This window comes from Algibacillus agarilyticus (genome assembly GCF_003286125.1).
Classification (GTDB): Bacteria; Pseudomonadota; Gammaproteobacteria; order Enterobacterales; family Alteromonadaceae; genus Algibacillus; species Algibacillus agarilyticus.
Genome location: NZ_QMED01000043.1, coordinates 1 through 20,307, shown reverse-complemented (window position 1 = coordinate 20,307; position 20,307 = coordinate 1). Strand labels below are relative to the sequence as shown.

Here is a 20,307-nt window from a genome sequence, read left to right as displayed (position 1 = left end):
CGATTTTTAAATATTCACTTTAAAAAGGTCTGTGTTTATTTTTAGGTCGATTAGGTTTTCTACCTTTACGCTTTCATTTACGGAACGACTCGTCTGGGGTGCCAGTATAGCAACCTATAATATATGGGTAGCTATCGGTTATGTAATAACCATAAACGCCATTGAGGGTCATACCGTTACAGGCATCTAAATCACCTAAACCTGCGGTATATTGCCAATCATCACGAAAGGTTCCGTCGTAAGTGCCACCTGGCTCACCATTGCCAGCAGGGCGCGAGCCTGCTTTTAATTCGTAGCTTGGTTTTGCTTTGCGAATAACGCCATTGTCATTAAAATTAGGACCAAAAATAGGGAACCCGTCCGCAGCGAATCCAATAACGGGTGATTCTGTTAAGTCGTCTGATGTATAAAATGCATTGGGTGTACCATGGTAATGATAGGTTCCGTCTGGTTGTGCATGCGCGTTATGCGTATCAACTCTAAAATTATTGGCTGCGAACATTGGGTCGTAACGCCACGGTGTTGCCATGTCATTACAACCTATTTTACCATTGCCAATGCCAAAACACCCCGCCGCTAATACATCGACTTTGACACCATTAAGCAAAATAGCATTATCGTAATTCAATGATAATTCGGTTGCTGTAGCTGCTTTTGTTGGGGTGCTTGTGATTTCAAATAAATCATCTTGAGCTGACACGCTATTAGGGAAAGCTAGGCTACCATCATTAAAGTCGTGATTAGGGATGGCGTTGGTATTAAATACACATTTAGTATTTGTGAGCGTAATGCGCAAATCACCATTAAACATCGTTGCTTCGTTTACATCTAATACGCTCGATGTATAGTTATTTAGGTAATCAGCACATGAATTTGATCTTTTTGTTAGCGTTGCATTGGTGATGTCGATATCACCCGTGGGCGTTTGACCTAATAAAATGTTGAGTTGGTTTTTGAGTGTTTGATAAATGGCGGCAGCGTTAGTGCTATTAAAGTTGGCTTGGCTGAGTAAGTCTGTTGTTTCAATAGGGGATTGACTTAAATCATAAAAGGCTTCGGTTCCGTCTTTGTAACTAATTAACTTGTAGTTTTGATTACGAATGGCGTAACCACTATTGGCATCACTTGAATTATCAATACTGGTAAATAGGTAGTCACGATGTGAGGCATTCTCTGTTGTTAATAAATGAGCAAAACTGTTACTGTCGGTTTGAGTCGTTAAAGGGATATTCGCTATTTCGGCCAACGTTGCCATTATATCGGTACTATTAATTAAAGCGCTTTCACGTTGGTTTTTACGTGTCACTTTTTGACCTGATACAATAAAAGGAACATTGACGCCACCTTCAAACAGGGTACTTTTTGAATGTGCCTTAGCATAAAGTGTGGTGTCGATTACTTTTTTGGGTGTGCCATTATCACCGATATAAAAAATAATGGTATTGGCTAATTGCTCCGTGGGTATTTCAGCGACGAGTCGACCTACTTCACTATCGAGTGCTTCAATGGCGGCTAAAAAATATTGACGTGTATTATTTTCTATATCGTCAGTGGTACCCGATAAATTTCGGTTATGTAAGCTGGCTGGTGGTAAATGAAAAGGGGAGTGCGGCGCAGAATAGGCCATCCATACTAACCAGGGTTTAGTTGTGTCGCTTTTATCTATCCAATCGATAGCCAAATCGGTAATTTTGCTGGTGTGGTATTCAGTGCTTTTATTTAATTCACCATTAATGGTTAAATCCCAATTATAGTAATCGTCTATGTTGCCTTGAATGGTGCCCGCAAAGTAGTCAATACCCATTTTATTGGGATGATCTAAATCACTGCCGTTACCGGCTAAATGCCATTTACCAAAGAATCCTGTTTGGTAGTTATTTGCATTGTCGCTACTGCTGAGCATACTTGCAATAATAGGTGTTGTTGTATTGAGATCACCAGGTACCTGAGTTATGCCACTGTGAATGCCATATTGGCCAGTGAGTATGGCGGCTCTCGTTGTTGCACACATGGGCGTGGCCCACGCGTTATCAAATACGATCCCTTGCTCTGCAAGCTGATTTATATTGGGTGTGGTTGGCAAGTCATTTGAATAAAGAGGATATTGAGCCGAAGTATCTTTGCCTTGGTCATCACTAATTAAAATTAATATATTGGGTTGCGTATTAACGACGGGCGTTGTGGTGTCTCCGCCTGAGCCGGTATCTGAGCCGGTATCTGAGCCGTCACCTCCCGAGTTATTTCCTCCTGAATTATCTGCATTACCGGAATTGTTATCACCCGAACTACCATCAGAGGTATTGTCTGTGCCATCGCCATTTTCGACATCAGTATCAGTTAGCGTATTATTTGTACCTGAACCGCCACAAGCTGTAATCGAAAAAACCAAGAATATCGACATGATTAGCAAACGCATAAAGTTGTATCCAATTTATTTAAATTAATGACTTATTACTAAATTAGTATGGATGGATGCAAAGTGCTATGAGCTTTACACTATTTTACGTCATCATAAAATAAGGAAGAAATAGGGATGCAGTGTAAAGATCTTTTGTTTTGATGAATAGAACTAGTGGAGCTTAAGCATAAGATATAGGCTTGTTAACCAAGCCTATATTATTTTTTAAATTGGCATTTAATTAAATGCTTACTTTGTCGTGTTCAAGACGCTGCTTTTAAAGCCCGAATGCGATCATCAAGTGGTGGATGACTCGCTAATAAAGACATAAATTTGCTTTTACTATTTATACCAAAGGCCATTATTGAACCTTCTAAACGACTTTCGTGACCTGATTTTAAACGCTCTAACGCTGAAATCATGGCTTGTTTGCCAGCTAAATGCGCCCCCCCTGCATCGGCTCTATATTCTCTTTTACGTGAAAACCAAGCGACAACCATACTGGCTAATACACCAAAGAGCATTTCAAGTACAAATACGATCGCAAAATAGGCTATGCCCCCTAATCCTTCGCCATTTGAATTATTACTTCTAGTGGCATTATCGATAAGTGTCGCGATGGCACGCGCTAAGAAAATAACGAAGGTATTAACGACACCTTGTATTAACGTTAATGTGACCATGTCGCCATTGGCAATATGACTAATCTCATGACCAATAACGGCTTCTGCCTCGGCTTGTGTCATATTATCGAGTAAACCAGAACTGACGGCGACCAATGCATTGTTTTTGTTAGCCCCTGTCGCGAAGGCATTCATTTCGGGTGAATGGAATATAGCGACTTCTGGCATACCAATGTTGGCTTGTTGCGCATGTCTTTTTACCGTTTGCACTAGCCATTGTTCGGTTGTGTTACTCGGGGTTGTGATGACTTCTGCACCTGTTGAACGTTTAGCCATCCATTTAGACATTAATAGTGAAATAAAAGCACCGCCAAAGCCAAATACGACGGCAATGGTTAAGATCCCGCCAAACCCTTTCGCTTGTATACCAAACATGGCAAACACAATATTTAATGCAATGCTGAGCGTTAGCATGATCGCAATATTAGTGATTAAAAATAAAATTACACGTTGCATAAATAATACCCAATTGAGTGATGAACTAACGACATAATATGTCTAATTCTCATTTTTACAATAGCTAAATTGAAATATTTTTTAGTAAAGTTTTCACTGTATTTATATAACGTATTGTTTACAAAAACGCAGTGCTTAATTAACTAACAACTGGTTGATTATTGTTTTTTTTATAATCAGTTGTTTTTTTTTGTTCTGTTACTTTTTATATGTTTTAATCCGCTCCCTCTCGCGATGTCAGCTCAAAATACAACGGTGTATAGTTGTTAAATTAGGTTTAACAATAGGCGGACATTTAGTTATTAAAAATTAAATATGTTAGGCACATTTAATGATTGAATATTTTTTAATTGCACTGGCTTTACTCGCTTTGCTGAGTATTGTCTTGGAAGAAGTTACTCACATCAACAAAGCTAAAACAACGTTGTTTTGCGGTTGTATTGCGTGGCTTACCCTTTTTATTTCGGGTTCTGCTGAGCAGCACGAAGTATTGACTCACCGGTTAGAAGAAAACCTACTTGAAATCGCAACGCTCTGGCTCTTTTTAATGTCGACAATGACTTTTGTGGCTTATTTAAATGCAAAAGGCGTGATCCAACTTGCGGTGCAAAAGCTTTTTCCAAAGATGCTTTCGCAACGTATGTTGATATTTTTAGTCGCTTTATTCTCGCTTGTTTTATCTGCCATTTGTGACAATGTTACGGCCACGTTAGTGTCGTTAACCTTGCTGCAATCGTTCGACATTAATGCACGAACAAAGCTTAAAATGGCTATTTTAACCGTTTTTTCTGTTAACTCTGGCGGTGTTGCTTTGATCACGGGTGATGTAACCACACTCATGATCTTTTTAGATGGTCATGTGCAAATGTCACAGCTCTTTATGTTGTTGATACCTGCGACGGTGAGTGTGTTATTTTTGGCTGCTTTATTTGGAGTAAGGGCAAAAGGTATTGTGTATACCACTAAAGCGAGCAGTGATTATGATGCCGTTGATGTTTATATCGCAATTATCTTTTTCAGCACGATAGTGTTAACCATGGTTATGAATGTGTTGTTTGCCGTACCGCCGGTTTTGACTTTTTTAACCGGTTTATCAATTATGTTTTTAGTGGGGCACTTTTTTAGAGGCCCTGATGAAGAAATTCAAATACTAGAATATGTCCGCAAAATTGAATTTGATACCTTGTTGTTCTTCTTAGGTATTTTATTGTTAGTTGGCATGTTAAAAGAGATTGGCATACTAAACTTGGTGACAGAAATGTATGCGCAGTTTAACCCTAACTTCTCAAGTTATTTTGCCGGTATTGGTTCTGCGTTATTAGATAATGTGCCATTAACGGCGGCGTTATTAAAAGCACAACCAGAATTAAATACGCAACAATGGTTGGCGCTGACATATGCTGTTGGTGTGGGTGGGTCATTGTTAGCTATTGGTTCTGCGGCTGGTATTATCGCGATGAGCAAAATGAAGGAACTCACGTTTATTTCGTACATGCGCTACATACCGGCATTGCTATTGGCTTACACAATCGGTTATGGCATTACGTTAGTGTTAGCTGAATATTTTTATGCCTAGGGCGTGTTTATCTTTTGTGTATGTTTTTGCAGCCGTATTTGCACTTTTTATACAAGGCAGAGCGATTGCGGTGTAGTAATTCTACATAAAAGAGCGATAAAGACTTTATGCTCCTGCAAAGTCACCTTACCCCACATCCATGTGGGGCAACATAGTAGAAAGAGTGCAAATGCGCTGCCCTTTGGGTTCAATCCAAAACGTTTTGCTCTTTGTTATTGGCTTTTGACGTAGAACCACTATGCCATCAAGCCAATGCCGCGATCAAAGCGCTTTGGAATTGAACAAAATCGATACGACAAAGATAAACACGCCCTAGCTTATAAAGCTATTTAAATTATTGTGAGTCATTAAAAAGAATGCGCAAGCATTCTTTTTTTATGCTTATTTTTAAAGTAGGCTGCACTTTATTAAGTGACAAGCCTATTGAGATAAAATGAATTTAAAGTTAATAATCAAAACTGTAACCCGTATTTTTTTGTGTTATTTATTTATTTCAACGAGCGGTGTGCAAGCCAATTTGGTTATTTTGCAATATCATCATGTTGCAGAAAATACCCCTGCTGTAACCAGTATTAAGCCTAATCAATTTGTCGCGCACTTGAATTTTTTGGCTGCGAATAACTTTAATGTGATCGATCTCCCTTCAGCTATGCAAGCAATTAATAAAGGCTTACAACTGCCTAATAACAGCGTTGCGATCACATTTGATGATGGCTATGCTAATTTATTGAATACCGCATTACCTGAGCTGTATAAACGTAAATGGCCATTTACGATTTTTGTTAACCCGGGGTTAATTAATTACAACACGCATTTATACTTGAGTTGGGATGATCTAAATAAGATCGCCGACAATGGCGGCACGATCGCGAATCATGGCTGGTTGCATGATTATTGGATAAGGCCTTCATCTGAGCATACAAAAACGAGTTGGCGTGAGCAAGTTCAACAGCAAATTTTAGATGCAGAGCAGGCCATTAAAAAACATATTGGACACGATTTTAAATATGTCGCTTACCCCTATGGAGAATACGATTTAGCTTTGGTGAGTTGGTTAAAAAAACAAGGCTTTACGGCGTTTGGTCAACACAGTGGCGCGGTGGGCCCTGAAACACATCAACAAATCATTCCGCGCTTTCCGGCTAATGGCATTTATGCTGATTTAACGACATTGTCGGCTAAATTATACAGTTTAGCGATGCCGGTTAAGCAAGTTATACCCACTGATCCGCAAGTCGATTCATCGTCTACTATTTTGGGGGCTTTAAATGAAAACCCGCCTAAATTGCAACTTGAGTTTGTATCGACATCTGATTTTAAATTAAGTCAATTAGCCTGTTATGTTTCTGGACAAACGGAGCAAGCGAACATTACGCATGTATCTGAAAGCATCGTTGAGGTTGTCGCGAAGCAATCACTGGGTAAAGGGCGTTCTCGATACAATTGCACTGTACCGAGCCGTTCAAAACCGGGGCAGCATTATTGGTATTCTCAATATTGGTTTAACGTACAGGGATTAATTGGTGACTAAACGCATTATTTTGAATGTATTTTTTTGAACTGTCTGCGATTGTGGCAACGGGTAACATGGCAGGACCTGTTGGCTCCATTAACACATAAAATGCGCCATCAATTTCAACGTAATCGTCTGTTTTTTGATGTGGGATTTGTATGCCGAGTAGAGCATGTTTTGGTAATAAAATTATGCTGATCCCAAGCCGAGGAAAAACCCCACGCATTAAAGCAGCCATTAATACGGTTTTGCTGTCGCAATCACCTCGGTTTTCCAATAATAATCGATTTGGTGGACTAAAACCCGAGCCATGTGTTAGTTGTCTATCTTCTAAATCGGCATAGGGAATACTTTGTATAAAACCAAGTACATAGTTAACAATACTGCGAATGGGATATTGACTGTAATGATCGACGATATGCTCGTTAAGTGGCGACAACATGCTCATGGATTCCTGTGCGAATCTAACATGATCGGGTTTAATTGATGTTTGTCCGTAGGTGTTTACAAATAGGGTGTAGTAGGTATCAAGTAAATAATTCTGTTCTATTTCAAACTTTGTGGTTAAGGCTTTTCTTTTTACTTTTTCGATTAGGTTTTTGTTTTTTCCTTTAACGATGATTTCGATATTGTCTTGAAATTTTTTTATTCTAACTTGTGCGCCGCGTTGCGACATCGATCGAATTTTTTTGCGTAGGCCCATTTCAATATGTCTTAACGCAATTTCGGGTTTATATTTTTTAAATAAACGAAAGGGAGCATTAAATTCTTTTTGCAAAAATGAAGCTTCTAATTGCATTTCATTCTCATAATGGTCTATCCATTTATACGCTAATATGACCTGTTCACCTTGTTGTTTTTTAGAAAAGCTAAGTTGTTTTGCTACTGATTCTGTTGAATTAAGAGTAAACACAAGCAATAGGAGCGTATATGCCCTTATAAAGTGAGATGTGAATATTTTCTTTAATGACATAAATGTTTTTATATTCATAGGTTTAGTTAAAAACGTAGCAGAAGAAAAATAACAGAAATTCATATTATACCAATACCGCATTAAAACTAATCCCCTAGCTTAACTTGTTCTATTGTTTGCCCCTTCACAAAAAGACTAAATAATAACGAAAACAAAGGGCAAAAAGGCAATTAAGACTACCTTTATTAGCTCACTGGTTTAAAATAAATGTATATAAATTTAATCGTTTTTTTTAAAGGTTAAACAATGGTTTGTTTTAGGACGTTAAACTTAAGGATAAGTGCTTTTTTACTTAGTGCTAGTTTTTTTATGAGCTCATCGGTATGGGCGGTTGACCCACGAGCTGAATTATCGTTATTGATTGAACAAAAGCAAAATGTTGCGGCGTTTGAATTGGGTGAAAAAACGTTTGAAGAGTGGGCTGGTGATCCCGAGTTTGATTTTTTATATGGTGTCGCGGCGCGAAAATCAGGAAATCACCAAAAAGCTATTTTTGCTTTTGAACGTGTTATTGTTAATACGCCTACAAACCTTAAAGCGCGAATTGCCCTGGCAATTGCTTATTATGAAGTTGATAACTTCAAAGCCGCTCGCCGTGAATTTAAACAAAGCATCTTATTAAAACCTCGTCCGAATGTGGTTAATCAGATCAATAAATATATTAATTTGATGGATGTTAAAATTTTAAGTAAACGTGAACGTTTGTATGGCTCTGTTTTTGCGTTATATGGCTACGATACAAATGTTAATTCTGGTTTAGGTGATGAGCAAACTGAGTTGCCACTGCCAGGGCTTGGATTGATTCCATTTAGTTTTGGTATCGAGTCGGATACGCAAACACAATTACGAGCTCAGCTTAACTATGATTATCCTATGACACAAACCGATACCATCACGGCATCGGTTGCTGTATCTGACACGACTTATTCTGAATTTAATCAATTTCAAAAAACGAGTTCTGATATCTCAGTTTCGTATCAAGGTAAAGGTGACGAGCCAAACCGTAGTTATAAAGCAATGGTCTATTTTCAACCGTTTTGGTTAGCGGGTCAGCACTATCAAAATTTGATGGGCGTTATGCTCGATAATGTTTGGCAGCTTGATCATTCAGATAGCTTAACCCTGTCTCTGAATGCTTCGCACACCGATAATCAACTTGATAATTTACTTGACCTTAATGCCGGCACAGTACGTTTAACTTACGCGCAGCGTAAAAGTGTGATGATGCATGCATACAGCGTTGGCTTTGCAATGGAACGAGTCGATAGTTTATCGATTGATTCTCAGCATAACGAGCGAAATGTAATGAGCATAGGCTACCGTAATAATTGGTTTATCCAACGTTTTGGCATGTTAACCAGCAGCGTAGATTTATTACACAGTGAACATTTCAATGATGATATGCGCTTTAGGCAAGTTGATAATGCTGAACTCTCCTTTTTTGAAAAACGTAAAGATCTAACTTTGAATATCGGCTTAAGTTTTAACATGAGTATTGCAGAAAACTGGATTTGGATGACGAGCCTTAGAGGGGCCTTTAAAGACAGTAATGTTGTGCTTTATGATTTTGATAAAAAAATTGCCACCACCGGCGTGTTGTATAAATTCTAATGGCCAGGATGAATAAAATGAAAAAGTTAAATAATCTCGTAATTTCTCTGGCTAGCATAATGGTTTTATTATTACCTACTCAATTATGTGCATTAGAAGCCGCGGGTAAAACCATTCTTGCTCGAGGTGATGTTAAAGCGAACAATGATGACAAAACTAGAAAATTAAAACGTCGTTCTCCGATTTATGATGTTGATACGGTAATTACGGGGGCGAATAGCCGTGCTCAATTACGAATGTCTGACGGTGGTATGTTAGCACTGCAAGAAAATACACATTTAGAAATATCAAAATATGAATATGACGCTGAAAAAAATAAAGGTTCAGCGGTAATGAATTTAATTTCAGGTGGGATAAGAACGGTTACGGGTAAATTAAAAAGTGAAAATGGCGATTACAAATTAGAAACCCCGGTTGGCAGTATCGGTATTCGTGGAACACACTACGAAATTGAAATAATTAATGGTGAATTGTTTATTGCTGTTTGGGATGGTGCTATTGATATTTCGGTTGAGGTTGGTGGATCTGAACAACAAGTGAGTTTGGGTGATAATGAAGATTTTGCTTATGCAAAAATTGATGAATCAGGTGAAGTCACGGAGCTATTAGAGCCACCTGAAAACTTTAACGAAGGTCACTCTTCTGCTCATAACGATAACGAAAACGATGAAGAAGATGAGGGATCAGAAGAGGAAGAACAAACGGCGGATACTGAAAGCGCTGAAAACGAAAATGATTCTGAACAATCTGAAAGTCAAACGGCTAATACAGAAGAGAACACAGAAGAAAATGAAACTGAAGAACAAACAGCGGGTAATGAAGAAAATACAGAAGAGAGTGAAGCTGAAGAGCAAACTGCTGGTGGTGAAGAAACGGGTGATAACTCGAATGAAGATGAAACTCAAACAGCAGATAACCAAAATAATGATTCAGGCGATGATCCATTAGATGAACCTGACAATGAAAATGAAGAACCTAATATTGCCAATAATGATGACACTGATCCGTTAGATGATACTAGTGGTAACGAGAGCCCAGATGAGAATCCAGAGGTTGCTAATACGGAAGAAGAAAATAAACAGGATGAAGAAATTTTAGAAATTATTACATTAGGTGAAAAAACTGAGATCGTTATTGTTGATGCCGACTCTGACGGCGATAAAGATGATGTCTTCAGTGAAGAAGATGAAAAAATATTAGAAGATGCTTCAAAAGAAAATACATTAGATGATGTATCAACAACCGATGATGTGTTTAGCTTTATCGAAAACAGAACAGGAACCGCGACCTTTTCACTTGACGAAAATGACATCGCTAATCAAAACATTAATTCAATGTCTATGTCTGTTAATTTTACCACCCGAGTTATTTCAGACGGCGAGTTATTATTAGGCACTGAAAATGACTTATGGGTTGCCGTTTTTGATGGGAAATTTGATAGCAGTGAAATTGATATGGATATAAATGCGGCTTCGCATAACGATATTAAAGCAGATGGTGATATCTCAGGTACCTTTACGAATAAAGGTGAAAACATAACCGGGCAATTTGAGTTATGGGAAGAGCAAAACCGCGATATAAACACAAAAGGAACGTACGTCTTAGGGGAGAATAAATAATGAATCTGAATGTTTATGCTCATCTTTTTAAGACGGTAACCGTTACTGCCTTAATGGTTTTTTTAAGTGCTTGTGGCGGTGGTGATAGTTCAAACACCAGTCAATCAACGCCTGATAAACCTTCAACAACACCTGATACTCCTGTCATTACCAAGCCGACTGAAGTAGCCGGTTTTTCTGTTTCTGATCTTAATGTACCTCACTTATTTGAAAACGGGTCTGCGGTACCATTATTACCTTTTGCTAATCGACTTATTAATGAAGTGCAGGCTGCTTCAAGTGGTAGCTTTGATGTGGCAACCGATACTGATGCTTCGGTTGCCATACGCATAAAAGATGCAACCACTGAATCTGATAATCAAACCTTTATTTATCAAGGTAACTTTTTGGTTGCTTTAGATGATGTTGTTGATCCTGATGGTGTGCACGCACTTTATCTCAGCTTCTCTGATTCTGATATTACTTTGGAAATTTGTCATGATGATTCGGAGGTTATTTGTGATGATAATAATTTAAATCAAACGTTAACGGGAATAAGTCCACTCGATTTTGGCTTCTCACAAACCGCACAAACACTGACACTCGAAGTTTGGTTACAAGATAAAGATGAAGGGCTCTCTGAAACTATTGGAAAAGTTCAATTAGCCGGCGCTCAAACATTTAATTGGACACCTGATATTGTGAGTGGTGTTTCGTTAGCTTGGCAAAATGATGACTCTGAAATTGCGGTGTCGTGGCAGAGTGGTAACTATCTTCGATATAATGTTTATTTAGCGCAAGAGAGTCAGTTAACGGCAAGTAATGCGCTTTCATTAACGGGTGGTCAGCAGAAATTATCGATTGATGACACGAATACGGTTTTTAATGTTGCTGGTGGAGAAAGTGTTTTTTATGTGCTGGTTACTGGCTTAGATGGCAGTGGTGAGACAGGTTTCTCTGAGATTGTTGCATTAGCACCGAGAGAAAATATTGCCCCAACGGTGCCAAATATACAATTGAGTACAGCGGAAGATGTGAGCTTAACTGGCAATGTTTTAACCGGCGCTACTGATTTAGATGGCGATACACTCAGAGTTTTAACTAACCAGACGGGCGAAAGTGCATTAGGTGCATTTACCTTAGCTGAGAGCGGAGCCTTTACTTATACACCGAATTTAAATGTATCAGGCACTGAAAGTATAAATTTTGTTGTATCTGATAATAGAGGCGGTGATGTTAGCGCGCAATTAAACATTCAAATCAACGCGGAAAATGATGCCCCGATTGTGCTTGATGAGTCACTGCAAATTGCGACTTCAACAGCGGGTTCGTTTAATTTTGTTGCGAATACTTTACTTATTAATGATTCAGATATTGAGGGTGATGCATTAAGTGTCGATATTACGCTTGTACAAGCGCCTAGTTTTGGCCTTGTTGAGCTGCAAACCGACGGTGGTTTCACGGTTACATTAAGCGATAGTGAATTAGCGCCTGATAGTTTTTCTTTTACTTATGCTGTTATTGATAATCAAGGTGGCGTAACGAATGGCGTTGCGACTGTTTTTGTTAACTCTGGTGTTGCACCTATCACGGCTGCAGCAGATACTTACTCTGTCGATGAAGACGATGTGCTTAATGCGGAGTTTGAAAGCCGTGTTGTAGTTAATGATATTTTGCCAACCGATGGTGATATCTCTGTATCATTAGTGAGTTTAACGTCGAATGGCACATTAGCGTCTTTTGATACCGCAACTGGGGTCTTTAGTTACTTTCCTGAAACTAACTTTTTTGGCCAAGATTCGTTTATTTATCAGGTGAGCCAAAAGGTTGATGGTATAACGACTGCTGTTGCACAAGCGAGCGTGACGATCACGGTTAACCCGGTAAATGATACGCCTATCGCGAATAATGATTCTTATGAACTTTCAATATCGGATTCTGCAGTTACGCCTTTAGTTATTAGTGCGGCTGGCGTGTTGGGTAATGATATTGATCAAGAAACCGTGACGAGCGCATTAGTTGCAAGTTTGGTTGGTGAAACATCTAATGGAACACTGAGCTTTAATGCGGATGGCGGTTTTTCTTACACGCCCAATATTGGCTTTGTGGGGGTTGATTCGTTTACCTATCGAGTTAGTGATATTGAAAGTGCCTCAGCGATTGGAACTGTGCAAATTAATGTTTTTGCGCAAGATGGTTTACCTATCGCCAACCCTGATTTTGCGACAACGGCTGAAGATACTTCGATTGAACTTTCGCCTTTAGAAAATGATATCGGTGACGAAACATTAGCGATTGTTGAGCCTATTGTTTTAGGTGATACATTGGCGACTTATTCAATTGGTAACTCAGGTAAGACGTTAATTTATACACCATCGGCTAATTTTACCGGTGTTGCCACCATTACCTATTCAATTGCTGACAGTAGTAATGTGAAAGCGGCTGATTCTATTACCGTTACAGTAACGCAGATTAATGATGCTCCCACGATCACCGGTACGCCTGCTACATCCGTTCTCGAGGATGATTTATATGAATTTACACCGATCATTAATGATCCTGATTTTGGTGATGTTTTAACGCTTTCTATAATTAATAAACCAAGTTGGGCTCTTTTTGATACCTCGACAGGTAAGTTAAGTGGTACACCGGGTAATGACGATATCGGTTTTTATAATGATATTGCTATCACTGTAGTGGATGATAGTGCGGAACGCGCATCAAATACGCTGGCTACGTTTAATATAGAAGTGGTCAATAGTAATAACCCGCCAACAATAAGTGGTTCACCGCTTAATTCTGTTAATGAAGATGCATCCTATAGCTTTATACCGACTGTCGTGGATATTGATGCTGGCGATGAGCTTAATTTTTCAGTTAGTAATTTACCTAGTTGGGCTCGTTTTGACATTGCTAGTGGTGCTTTGACTGGCACGCCAGATAATAGTCATGTTGGAGCGTACAATGATATTAATATTTCTGTTTCAGATGGTGAGTTTTCGGCGATTTTAGCCGCTTTTTCTATTGATGTTATTAATGTAAATGATGCGCCTTCTATTTCGGGGAATTTAAACCCTGTGGCTAACGAAGATGCAGTGTATATTTTTGTACCGACAGCTACTGATGTAGATATAGATGATGAGCTTACTTTTACCGTAACAAATTTACCTTCATGGTTAAGTTTTAACGCCTCAACAGGTGAGATATCAGGAACACCAAGTAACAGTGATGTTGGTTCATACCCTGGTGTTACCATCTTTGTGACAGATACCTCAGGTGAAAAAGTAGGTATTACACCTAAAACCATTAATGTTGTTAACGTTAATGATGCGCCTGTTATTTCAGGTACACCAGCTACCAGTGTTGATGAAGATGCAACTTATGTGTTTATGCCAACCGCAAGTGATGTTGATGTTGATGTAGGTGATACCTTAAGCTTTAGTATTGCAAACCAACCAAGTTGGGCAACGTTTAATACCACAACAGGTGAGTTAAAAGGTACACCAGATAATAGCCATGTTGGAGAGTTTAAAGACATCATTATCACGGTTTCAGATACTGTATTAACCGCTGATTTAGCAAGCTTTAGCATTAGCGTAAGCAATACCAATGATGCGCCTGTTATTTCAGGTACACCGGCTACCAATGTTGATGAAGATGCAACTTATGTGTTTATGCCAACCGCAAGTGATGTTGATGTAGGTGATACCTTAAGCTTTAGTATTGCAAACCAACCAAGTTGGGCAACGTTTAATACCACAACAGGTGAGTTAAAAGGTACACCAGATAATAGCCATGTTGGAGAGTTTAAAGACATCGTTATCACGGTTTCAGATACTGTATTAACCGCTGATTTAGCAAGCTTTAGCATTACCGTAAACAATACCAATGATGCGCCTGTTATTTCAGGTACACCGGCTACCAGTGTTGATGAAGATGCAACTTATGTGTTTATACCAACCGCAAGTGATGTCGATGTAGGTGATACCTTAAGCTTTAGTATTGCAAACCAACCAAGCTGGGCAACATTTAATACCACAACAGGTGAGTTAAAAGGTACACCAGATAATAGCCATGTTGGTGAGTTTAAAGACATCGTTATCACGGTTTCAGATACTGTATTAACCGCTGATTTAGCCAGCTTTAGCATTACCGTAAACAATACTAATGATGCGCCTGTTATTTCTGGTACACCGGCTACCAGTGTTGATGAAGATTCAACTTATGTCTTTATACCAACCGCAAGTGATGTTGACGTAGGCGATACTTTAAGTTTCAGTGTTGTAAATCAACCAAGCTGGGCAACGTTTAATACCACAACAGGTGAGTTAAAAGGTACGCCAGATAATAGCCATGTTGGTGAGTTTAAAGACATCGTTATCTCAGTTTCAGATACTGTATTAACTGCTGATTTAGCAAGCTTTAGCATTACCGTAAACAATACTAATGATGCGCCTGTTATTTCAGGTACACCGGCTACCAGTGTTGATGAAGATACAACTTATGTATTTATACCAACCGCAAGTGATGTTGATGTAGGTGATACTTTAAGTTTCAGTGTTGTAAATCAACCAAGCTGGACCACCTTTAATTCGACGACGGGGGAATTAAGCGGTATTCCTGATAATGATCAAGTGGGTCTTCATTCAGATATTTCGATCTTTGTTAATGACGGCACTATTAGTTCTGCATTACCCGCTTTTGCAATTGTCGTAAATAATACGAATGATGCACCTGAAGCTAAAAATGATGTATCTGTAACACAAGAAGATACCCTCATTCTTATCCCTGTGTTAGCGAATGATTCAGATGTTGATGAAGGTGATGTCCTTTCTATTCTTTCTGCAAGCGCGGATCATGGTAGCGTGGTGATAACCGGAAGTGTTATTCAATTTACACCGCAGCAAGATTTTCGCGGTACAGATATCATAAATTATACCATTGAAGATCAAGCTGGATTATCAGCGTCTGCGACAGTATTAGTTAATGTACTTGAAGGTGATGATGATAATGATGGTGTTAAAAATGCTTCAGATAACTGCGTTGCAATAACAAATACCGATCAGCTTGATACTGATACCGATGGCTTAGGTGATGCTTGTGATGAAGATGATGATGGTGATGGTGTAAATGATTCATCAGATGTATTCCCTCTTGATGCAAGTGAGTATGCTGATTATGACGAAGATGGAATCGGTGATAACGCCGACCAAGATGACGATAATGATGGTGTAAATGATACCGAAGACGAATTTCCTTATGATGAAACAAGAAGTTCTTCTGTAACCGCTGCAGGTGGTGGTGTCAAGGGGCCTATGGCATTCGCAACCGTTAATCTATATGCGATTGATTATCAGGCCAGTGACTATAAAGGCGCTTTAATCACTACCGGCGAAACGGATGCTGCCGCTGCAATTTTTGGTCTGACATTTGATAATTCAATGTCACCACCTTACTTGTTAGAGATTATCGATGATGAAGACACGGTTGATATCACTACGGGTGTAGAGCCTATCATTACACAAGTTTATACACTTGTGACTCAAGATATGCTTGATTCTGGTCAAAACTTTTATGCAACGCCATTAACGTCAATGGCTTCAATTTTAGCGTTGTCGCAATCTACATCAGATGCTGAATTATTAAATAATATTGATGTTGCATCAGATCAAGTTAAATCAACAATGGGCTTTGGTTCAGACGAAACGGTTGATATCTTTAATACACCTCCATTGCTTAACGATGCGACAGATGAAGCCTCAGAGCAGGTTACTGCAACGCAATATAGAAGTGCGGTCGAAGCTTTCTCTGCTGTTATCTATCAAATGCAGCAATTAAATTCTGAACAAGGCGTTTCAACCGTTCAAATTATTGCAACGATGGCTAAAGATTTAGCCGATGGTAAAATCGATGGTCAGGTCGATGGTCAGGTTTCAAGTGATTATTCAGCAAATGCATTGGAAATAATTGAACAAGATCCTAGTACATTACCTGTACCGAATGCAGTTGATAGTGATGGGAATCCATTAACCGTTGCAGGTGTTAAAAACCTTATTATTAGTGAAACTTCGCAAACGGGTAAAACATCACTTGATACTACGACGCTAGCTGACGAATCAACCAGTATAGAAGTAAAAGCGGCACAAACTAACCCAGATCGTGATGGCGATGGCATTTACAATTCTAAAGATGCATTCCCTGATGATGCCAGTGCAGATAAAGATTTTGATAAAGATGGTCTGCCTGATGTCGCATATATTTTAGATACTTCTGGATTGCGTACTTCGACTATCAATGATGCTAAGTCTGATGCTGATGATGACAATGATGGTGTTGATGATGTTGATGATGCTTTCCCATTTGATAAAGCTGAGGCTGTTGATACCGATGGTGATCTCATCGGTAATAACGCTGATGATGATGATGATGGTGATGGTCATCTTGATATCGATGATGACTTCCCATTAGATAAAACGGCATTCAATGCAACAGACCAAGATAATGATGGCTGGCCAAATGGTCAAGATCCTGATGATTCCGATAGCAATAACCCAGGAACCCTTTTTGTTGATACTGATCTCGATGGTATTGGTAATGATCTTGATTTAGATGATGATAATGATGGGGTAGTCGATGAAAATGATAGATTCCCATTAGATAGCACTGAAACGAAGGATTTGGATAACGATACAATTGGTGATAATGCTGATTTAGATATCGATGGTGACGGCTATTTGAATGTAAATGATGCATTCCCATATGATGCTACAGAGTTTGAAGATTATGATGGTGATGGTCTAGGTGATGTTATCGATACTGATGACGATAATGATACGTTAAGTGATGTAGATGAAGTTGAATTAGGAACCGATCCAAAAAATATCGATACAGATGGTGATGGTGTATTAGATGCGACAGATGCGGTACCACTTGACCCGAATGAACGATTTGATTCTGATAAAGACTCGATTGGAAATGAATCTGATAACTGCCCCGTAGTGGCCAATGTTAATCAATCTGACTTTGATAAAGATGGCACCGGTGATGCCTGTGATAATGATGATGATAACGATGGTATATTAGATGTTGATGATCAATTCCCATTTGACCCATCTCTTTCTGCTATTACCGATGCTGATGGAGATGGTTGGCCGACCGAGCAAGATGCGAACGATAATGATGCTGATATTCCTGGTATCGCATTTTTAGATACCGATGGCGATGGTGTTGCCGATATCAATGATGATGATAACGACAACGATGGTGTTATTGATGATCTTGATGCGTATCCATTTGATGCAACAGAGCAATATGATAGTGATGGCGATACGATTGGTGATAATGCTGATGCATTTCCGAATGATAGCTTAGAAAGTGTTGATAGCGATGGTGACCAAATTGGCGATAATTCAGATGTTGATGTGGGTAATGATGGCGTAATCGATGTACTTTCTTTTATTGTAAATGAAGATTCAGCAGGCGCATTAAGTGTATTATCTGGTCATGCAACTGTATCGGTTGCTGATCTTAATGCCGTTAATGGTGCTGTCGTCGCTAACCAGGATGGCACGTTATATTACGCGCCTAACGAAAACTTTTTTGGCACTGATACTGTTACTTTTACAACGACAAACTATAGAAATATAGTTGAAAACCATAGCTTTAATGTATATGTCAACAGTGTTAATGACGCTCCTGTACTAACAAACGGCTCTACTCTTGATGTTAATACAAATGAAGATAATGCTTTACTAAATTTAGCGGATTCTATTTTTGCGTCTGATGTTGATGGTGATGAAATTCAGTGGGTTTTATCTTCTCAAGCTAGTTTAGGTACGGCCAGTGTAAGCGGTACAGGTCCATCTCCTACCATCTCTTATATTCCAATCAGTAACTACTCAGGTAAAGATACTTTTACTCTTCATGCGTTTGACGGCCTAGATTTTGTAGAATTGGCAGTCAATGTCACGATCGATGCAATCAATGATGCACCGACGATAGCAGGTACACCGGCGACAACGATTAACGAAGATACCCTTTATAGCTTTACGGCAGAAGGCGCCGATGTTGATGTTAATGACACCTTAACATACAGCATTACGAGCTTACCGACGTGGGCTACCTTCGATAGCGCGACGGGTATATTAAGCGGTACACCAAGTAATACCGATGTTGGTAGTTACACGGGACTTGTTATCTCCGTGATGGATAGTACCGAAACGGTTTCATTAAACAGCTTCGATATTGACGTGGTGAATGTGAATGATGCACCGACGATAGCGGGTACACCGGCGACAACGATTAACGAAGATACCCTTTATAGCTTTACGGCAGAAGGCGCCGATGTTGATGTTAATGACACCTTAACATACAGCATTACGAACTTACCGACGTGGGCAACCTTCGATAGCGCGACGGGGATATTAAGCGGTACACCAAGTAATACCGATGTTGGTAGTTACACGGGGATTGTTATCTCCGTGATGGATAGTACCGAAACGGTTTCATTAAACAGCTTCGATATTGAAGTGGTTAATGTGAATGATGCACCGACTGCGATCTCTTTATCTTCTACCTCTATTGCAGAAAATACAGATGCGCGTAATGGGGTTGTTATTGGTTCTTTAACTACATCTGACGAAGATCTTGATGATAGTGTGAGTTACGCATTATCTGGTAGTGACTCTATTTATTTCGAGATTCTGGGTAATGACTTAAAAATCGTAGCTGGAGCAGACTTAGACTTTGAAGCGAAACCTACGTATGACATTACGGTAACGGTAACGGATTCAGGCAGTGCAACGTTTGCTGAAAACTTCACGATTAATCTGACTGATACCAATGATGCGCCCACGGCGATTTCATTATCATCAACGACGATTGCTGAAAACACCGATACAGCCAGTGCGGTTGTCTTAGGTTCATTCACNACAAGCTATGCACTTTCGGGTGCGGATGCGAGTTACTTCAGTGTGAATGGTAACGACTTACAAATTGTAGCGGCAACCGATTTAGACTTTGAAGCCAAACCTACGTATGACATTACAGTAACGGTAACGGATTCAGGCAGTGCAACGTTTGCTGAAAACTTCACGATTAACCTGACTGATACCAATGATGCGCCCACGGCGATTTCATTATCGTCAACCACTATTGCTGAAAATACCGATACGGTCAGTGCGGTTGTCTTAGGTTCATTCACCACCACTGATGAAGACGGCAGTGATACGACAAGCTATGCACTTTCGGGTGCGGATGCGAGTTACTTCAGCGTGAATGGTAACGACTTACAAATTGTAGCGGCAACCAATTTAGACTTTGAAGCGAAAGCAACGTATGACATCACGGTAACGGTAACGGATTCAGGCAGTGCAACATTTGCTGAAAACTTCACGATTAACCTGACTGATACTAATGATGCGCCCACGGCGATTTTATTATCGTCAACCACTATTGCTGAAAATACCGATACGGTCAGTGCGGTTGTCTTAGGTTCATT

Annotated in this window: 8 protein-coding genes; 5 read left to right on the top strand and 3 right to left on the bottom strand. The window is 39.4% G+C overall.

Annotated elements, in window-relative coordinates; translation table 11 throughout:
- Positions 1-73: 73 nt before the first annotated feature.
- On the bottom strand, positions 74-2,416 hold the full coding sequence (locus tag DPX34_RS20140) for a YHYH protein (protein WP_111980228.1): 2,343 nt from the start codon (positions 2,414-2,416) through the stop codon (positions 74-76).
- Positions 2,417-2,661: 245 nt separating this feature from the next.
- Entirely contained in the window at positions 2,662-3,537 is an 876-nt protein-coding gene (gene htpX / locus DPX34_RS20135; protein ID WP_111980227.1) for a protease HtpX, read from the bottom strand.
- A 331-nt stretch (positions 3,538-3,868) separates the two neighbouring features.
- Here htpX and nhaD point away from each other — a divergent pair, with 331 nt between their 5' ends.
- Both nhaD and DPX34_RS20125 read left to right on the top strand, forming a co-directional pair.
- On the top strand, positions 3,869-5,113 hold the full coding sequence (nhaD, locus tag DPX34_RS20130) for a sodium:proton antiporter NhaD (protein ID WP_111980226.1): 1,245 nt from the start codon (positions 3,869-3,871) through the stop codon (positions 5,111-5,113).
- A 433-nt stretch (positions 5,114-5,546) separates the two neighbouring features.
- Positions 5,547-6,644 (top strand): polysaccharide deacetylase family protein, encoded by a 1,098-nt coding sequence (locus DPX34_RS20125; RefSeq protein ID WP_111980225.1) that lies wholly within the window; start codon positions 5,547-5,549, stop codon positions 6,642-6,644.
- On the opposite strand, the gene DPX34_RS20120 is transcribed toward DPX34_RS20125, so the two are convergent.
- Positions 6,616-7,539 (bottom strand): hypothetical protein, encoded by a 924-nt coding sequence (locus DPX34_RS20120; protein ID WP_111980224.1) that lies wholly within the window; start codon positions 7,537-7,539, stop codon positions 6,616-6,618. The two genes, DPX34_RS20125 and DPX34_RS20120, sit on opposite strands and share 29 nt — an antisense overlap.
- A gap of 369 nt (positions 7,540-7,908) precedes the next feature.
- On the opposite strand from DPX34_RS20120, the gene DPX34_RS20115 reads away from it, so the two are divergent.
- The 3 genes from DPX34_RS20115 to DPX34_RS20105 all read left to right on the top strand — a co-directional run.
- Complete coding sequence (locus tag DPX34_RS20115; protein WP_111980223.1) at positions 7,909-9,210, top strand: tetratricopeptide repeat protein; 1,302 nt, start codon at positions 7,909-7,911, stop codon at positions 9,208-9,210.
- 59 nt (positions 9,211-9,269) lie between these two features.
- Positions 9,270-10,829, top strand: a complete 1,560-nt coding sequence (locus DPX34_RS20110) for a FecR family protein (RefSeq protein ID WP_157964805.1) — start codon at positions 9,270-9,272, stop codon at positions 10,827-10,829.
- Positions 10,829-20,307, top strand: a 9,479-nt coding sequence (locus tag DPX34_RS20105; RefSeq protein ID WP_111980221.1) for a tandem-95 repeat protein, incomplete at its 3' end; no start/stop codon positions are given. The genes DPX34_RS20110 and DPX34_RS20105, both read left to right, overlap by 1 nt.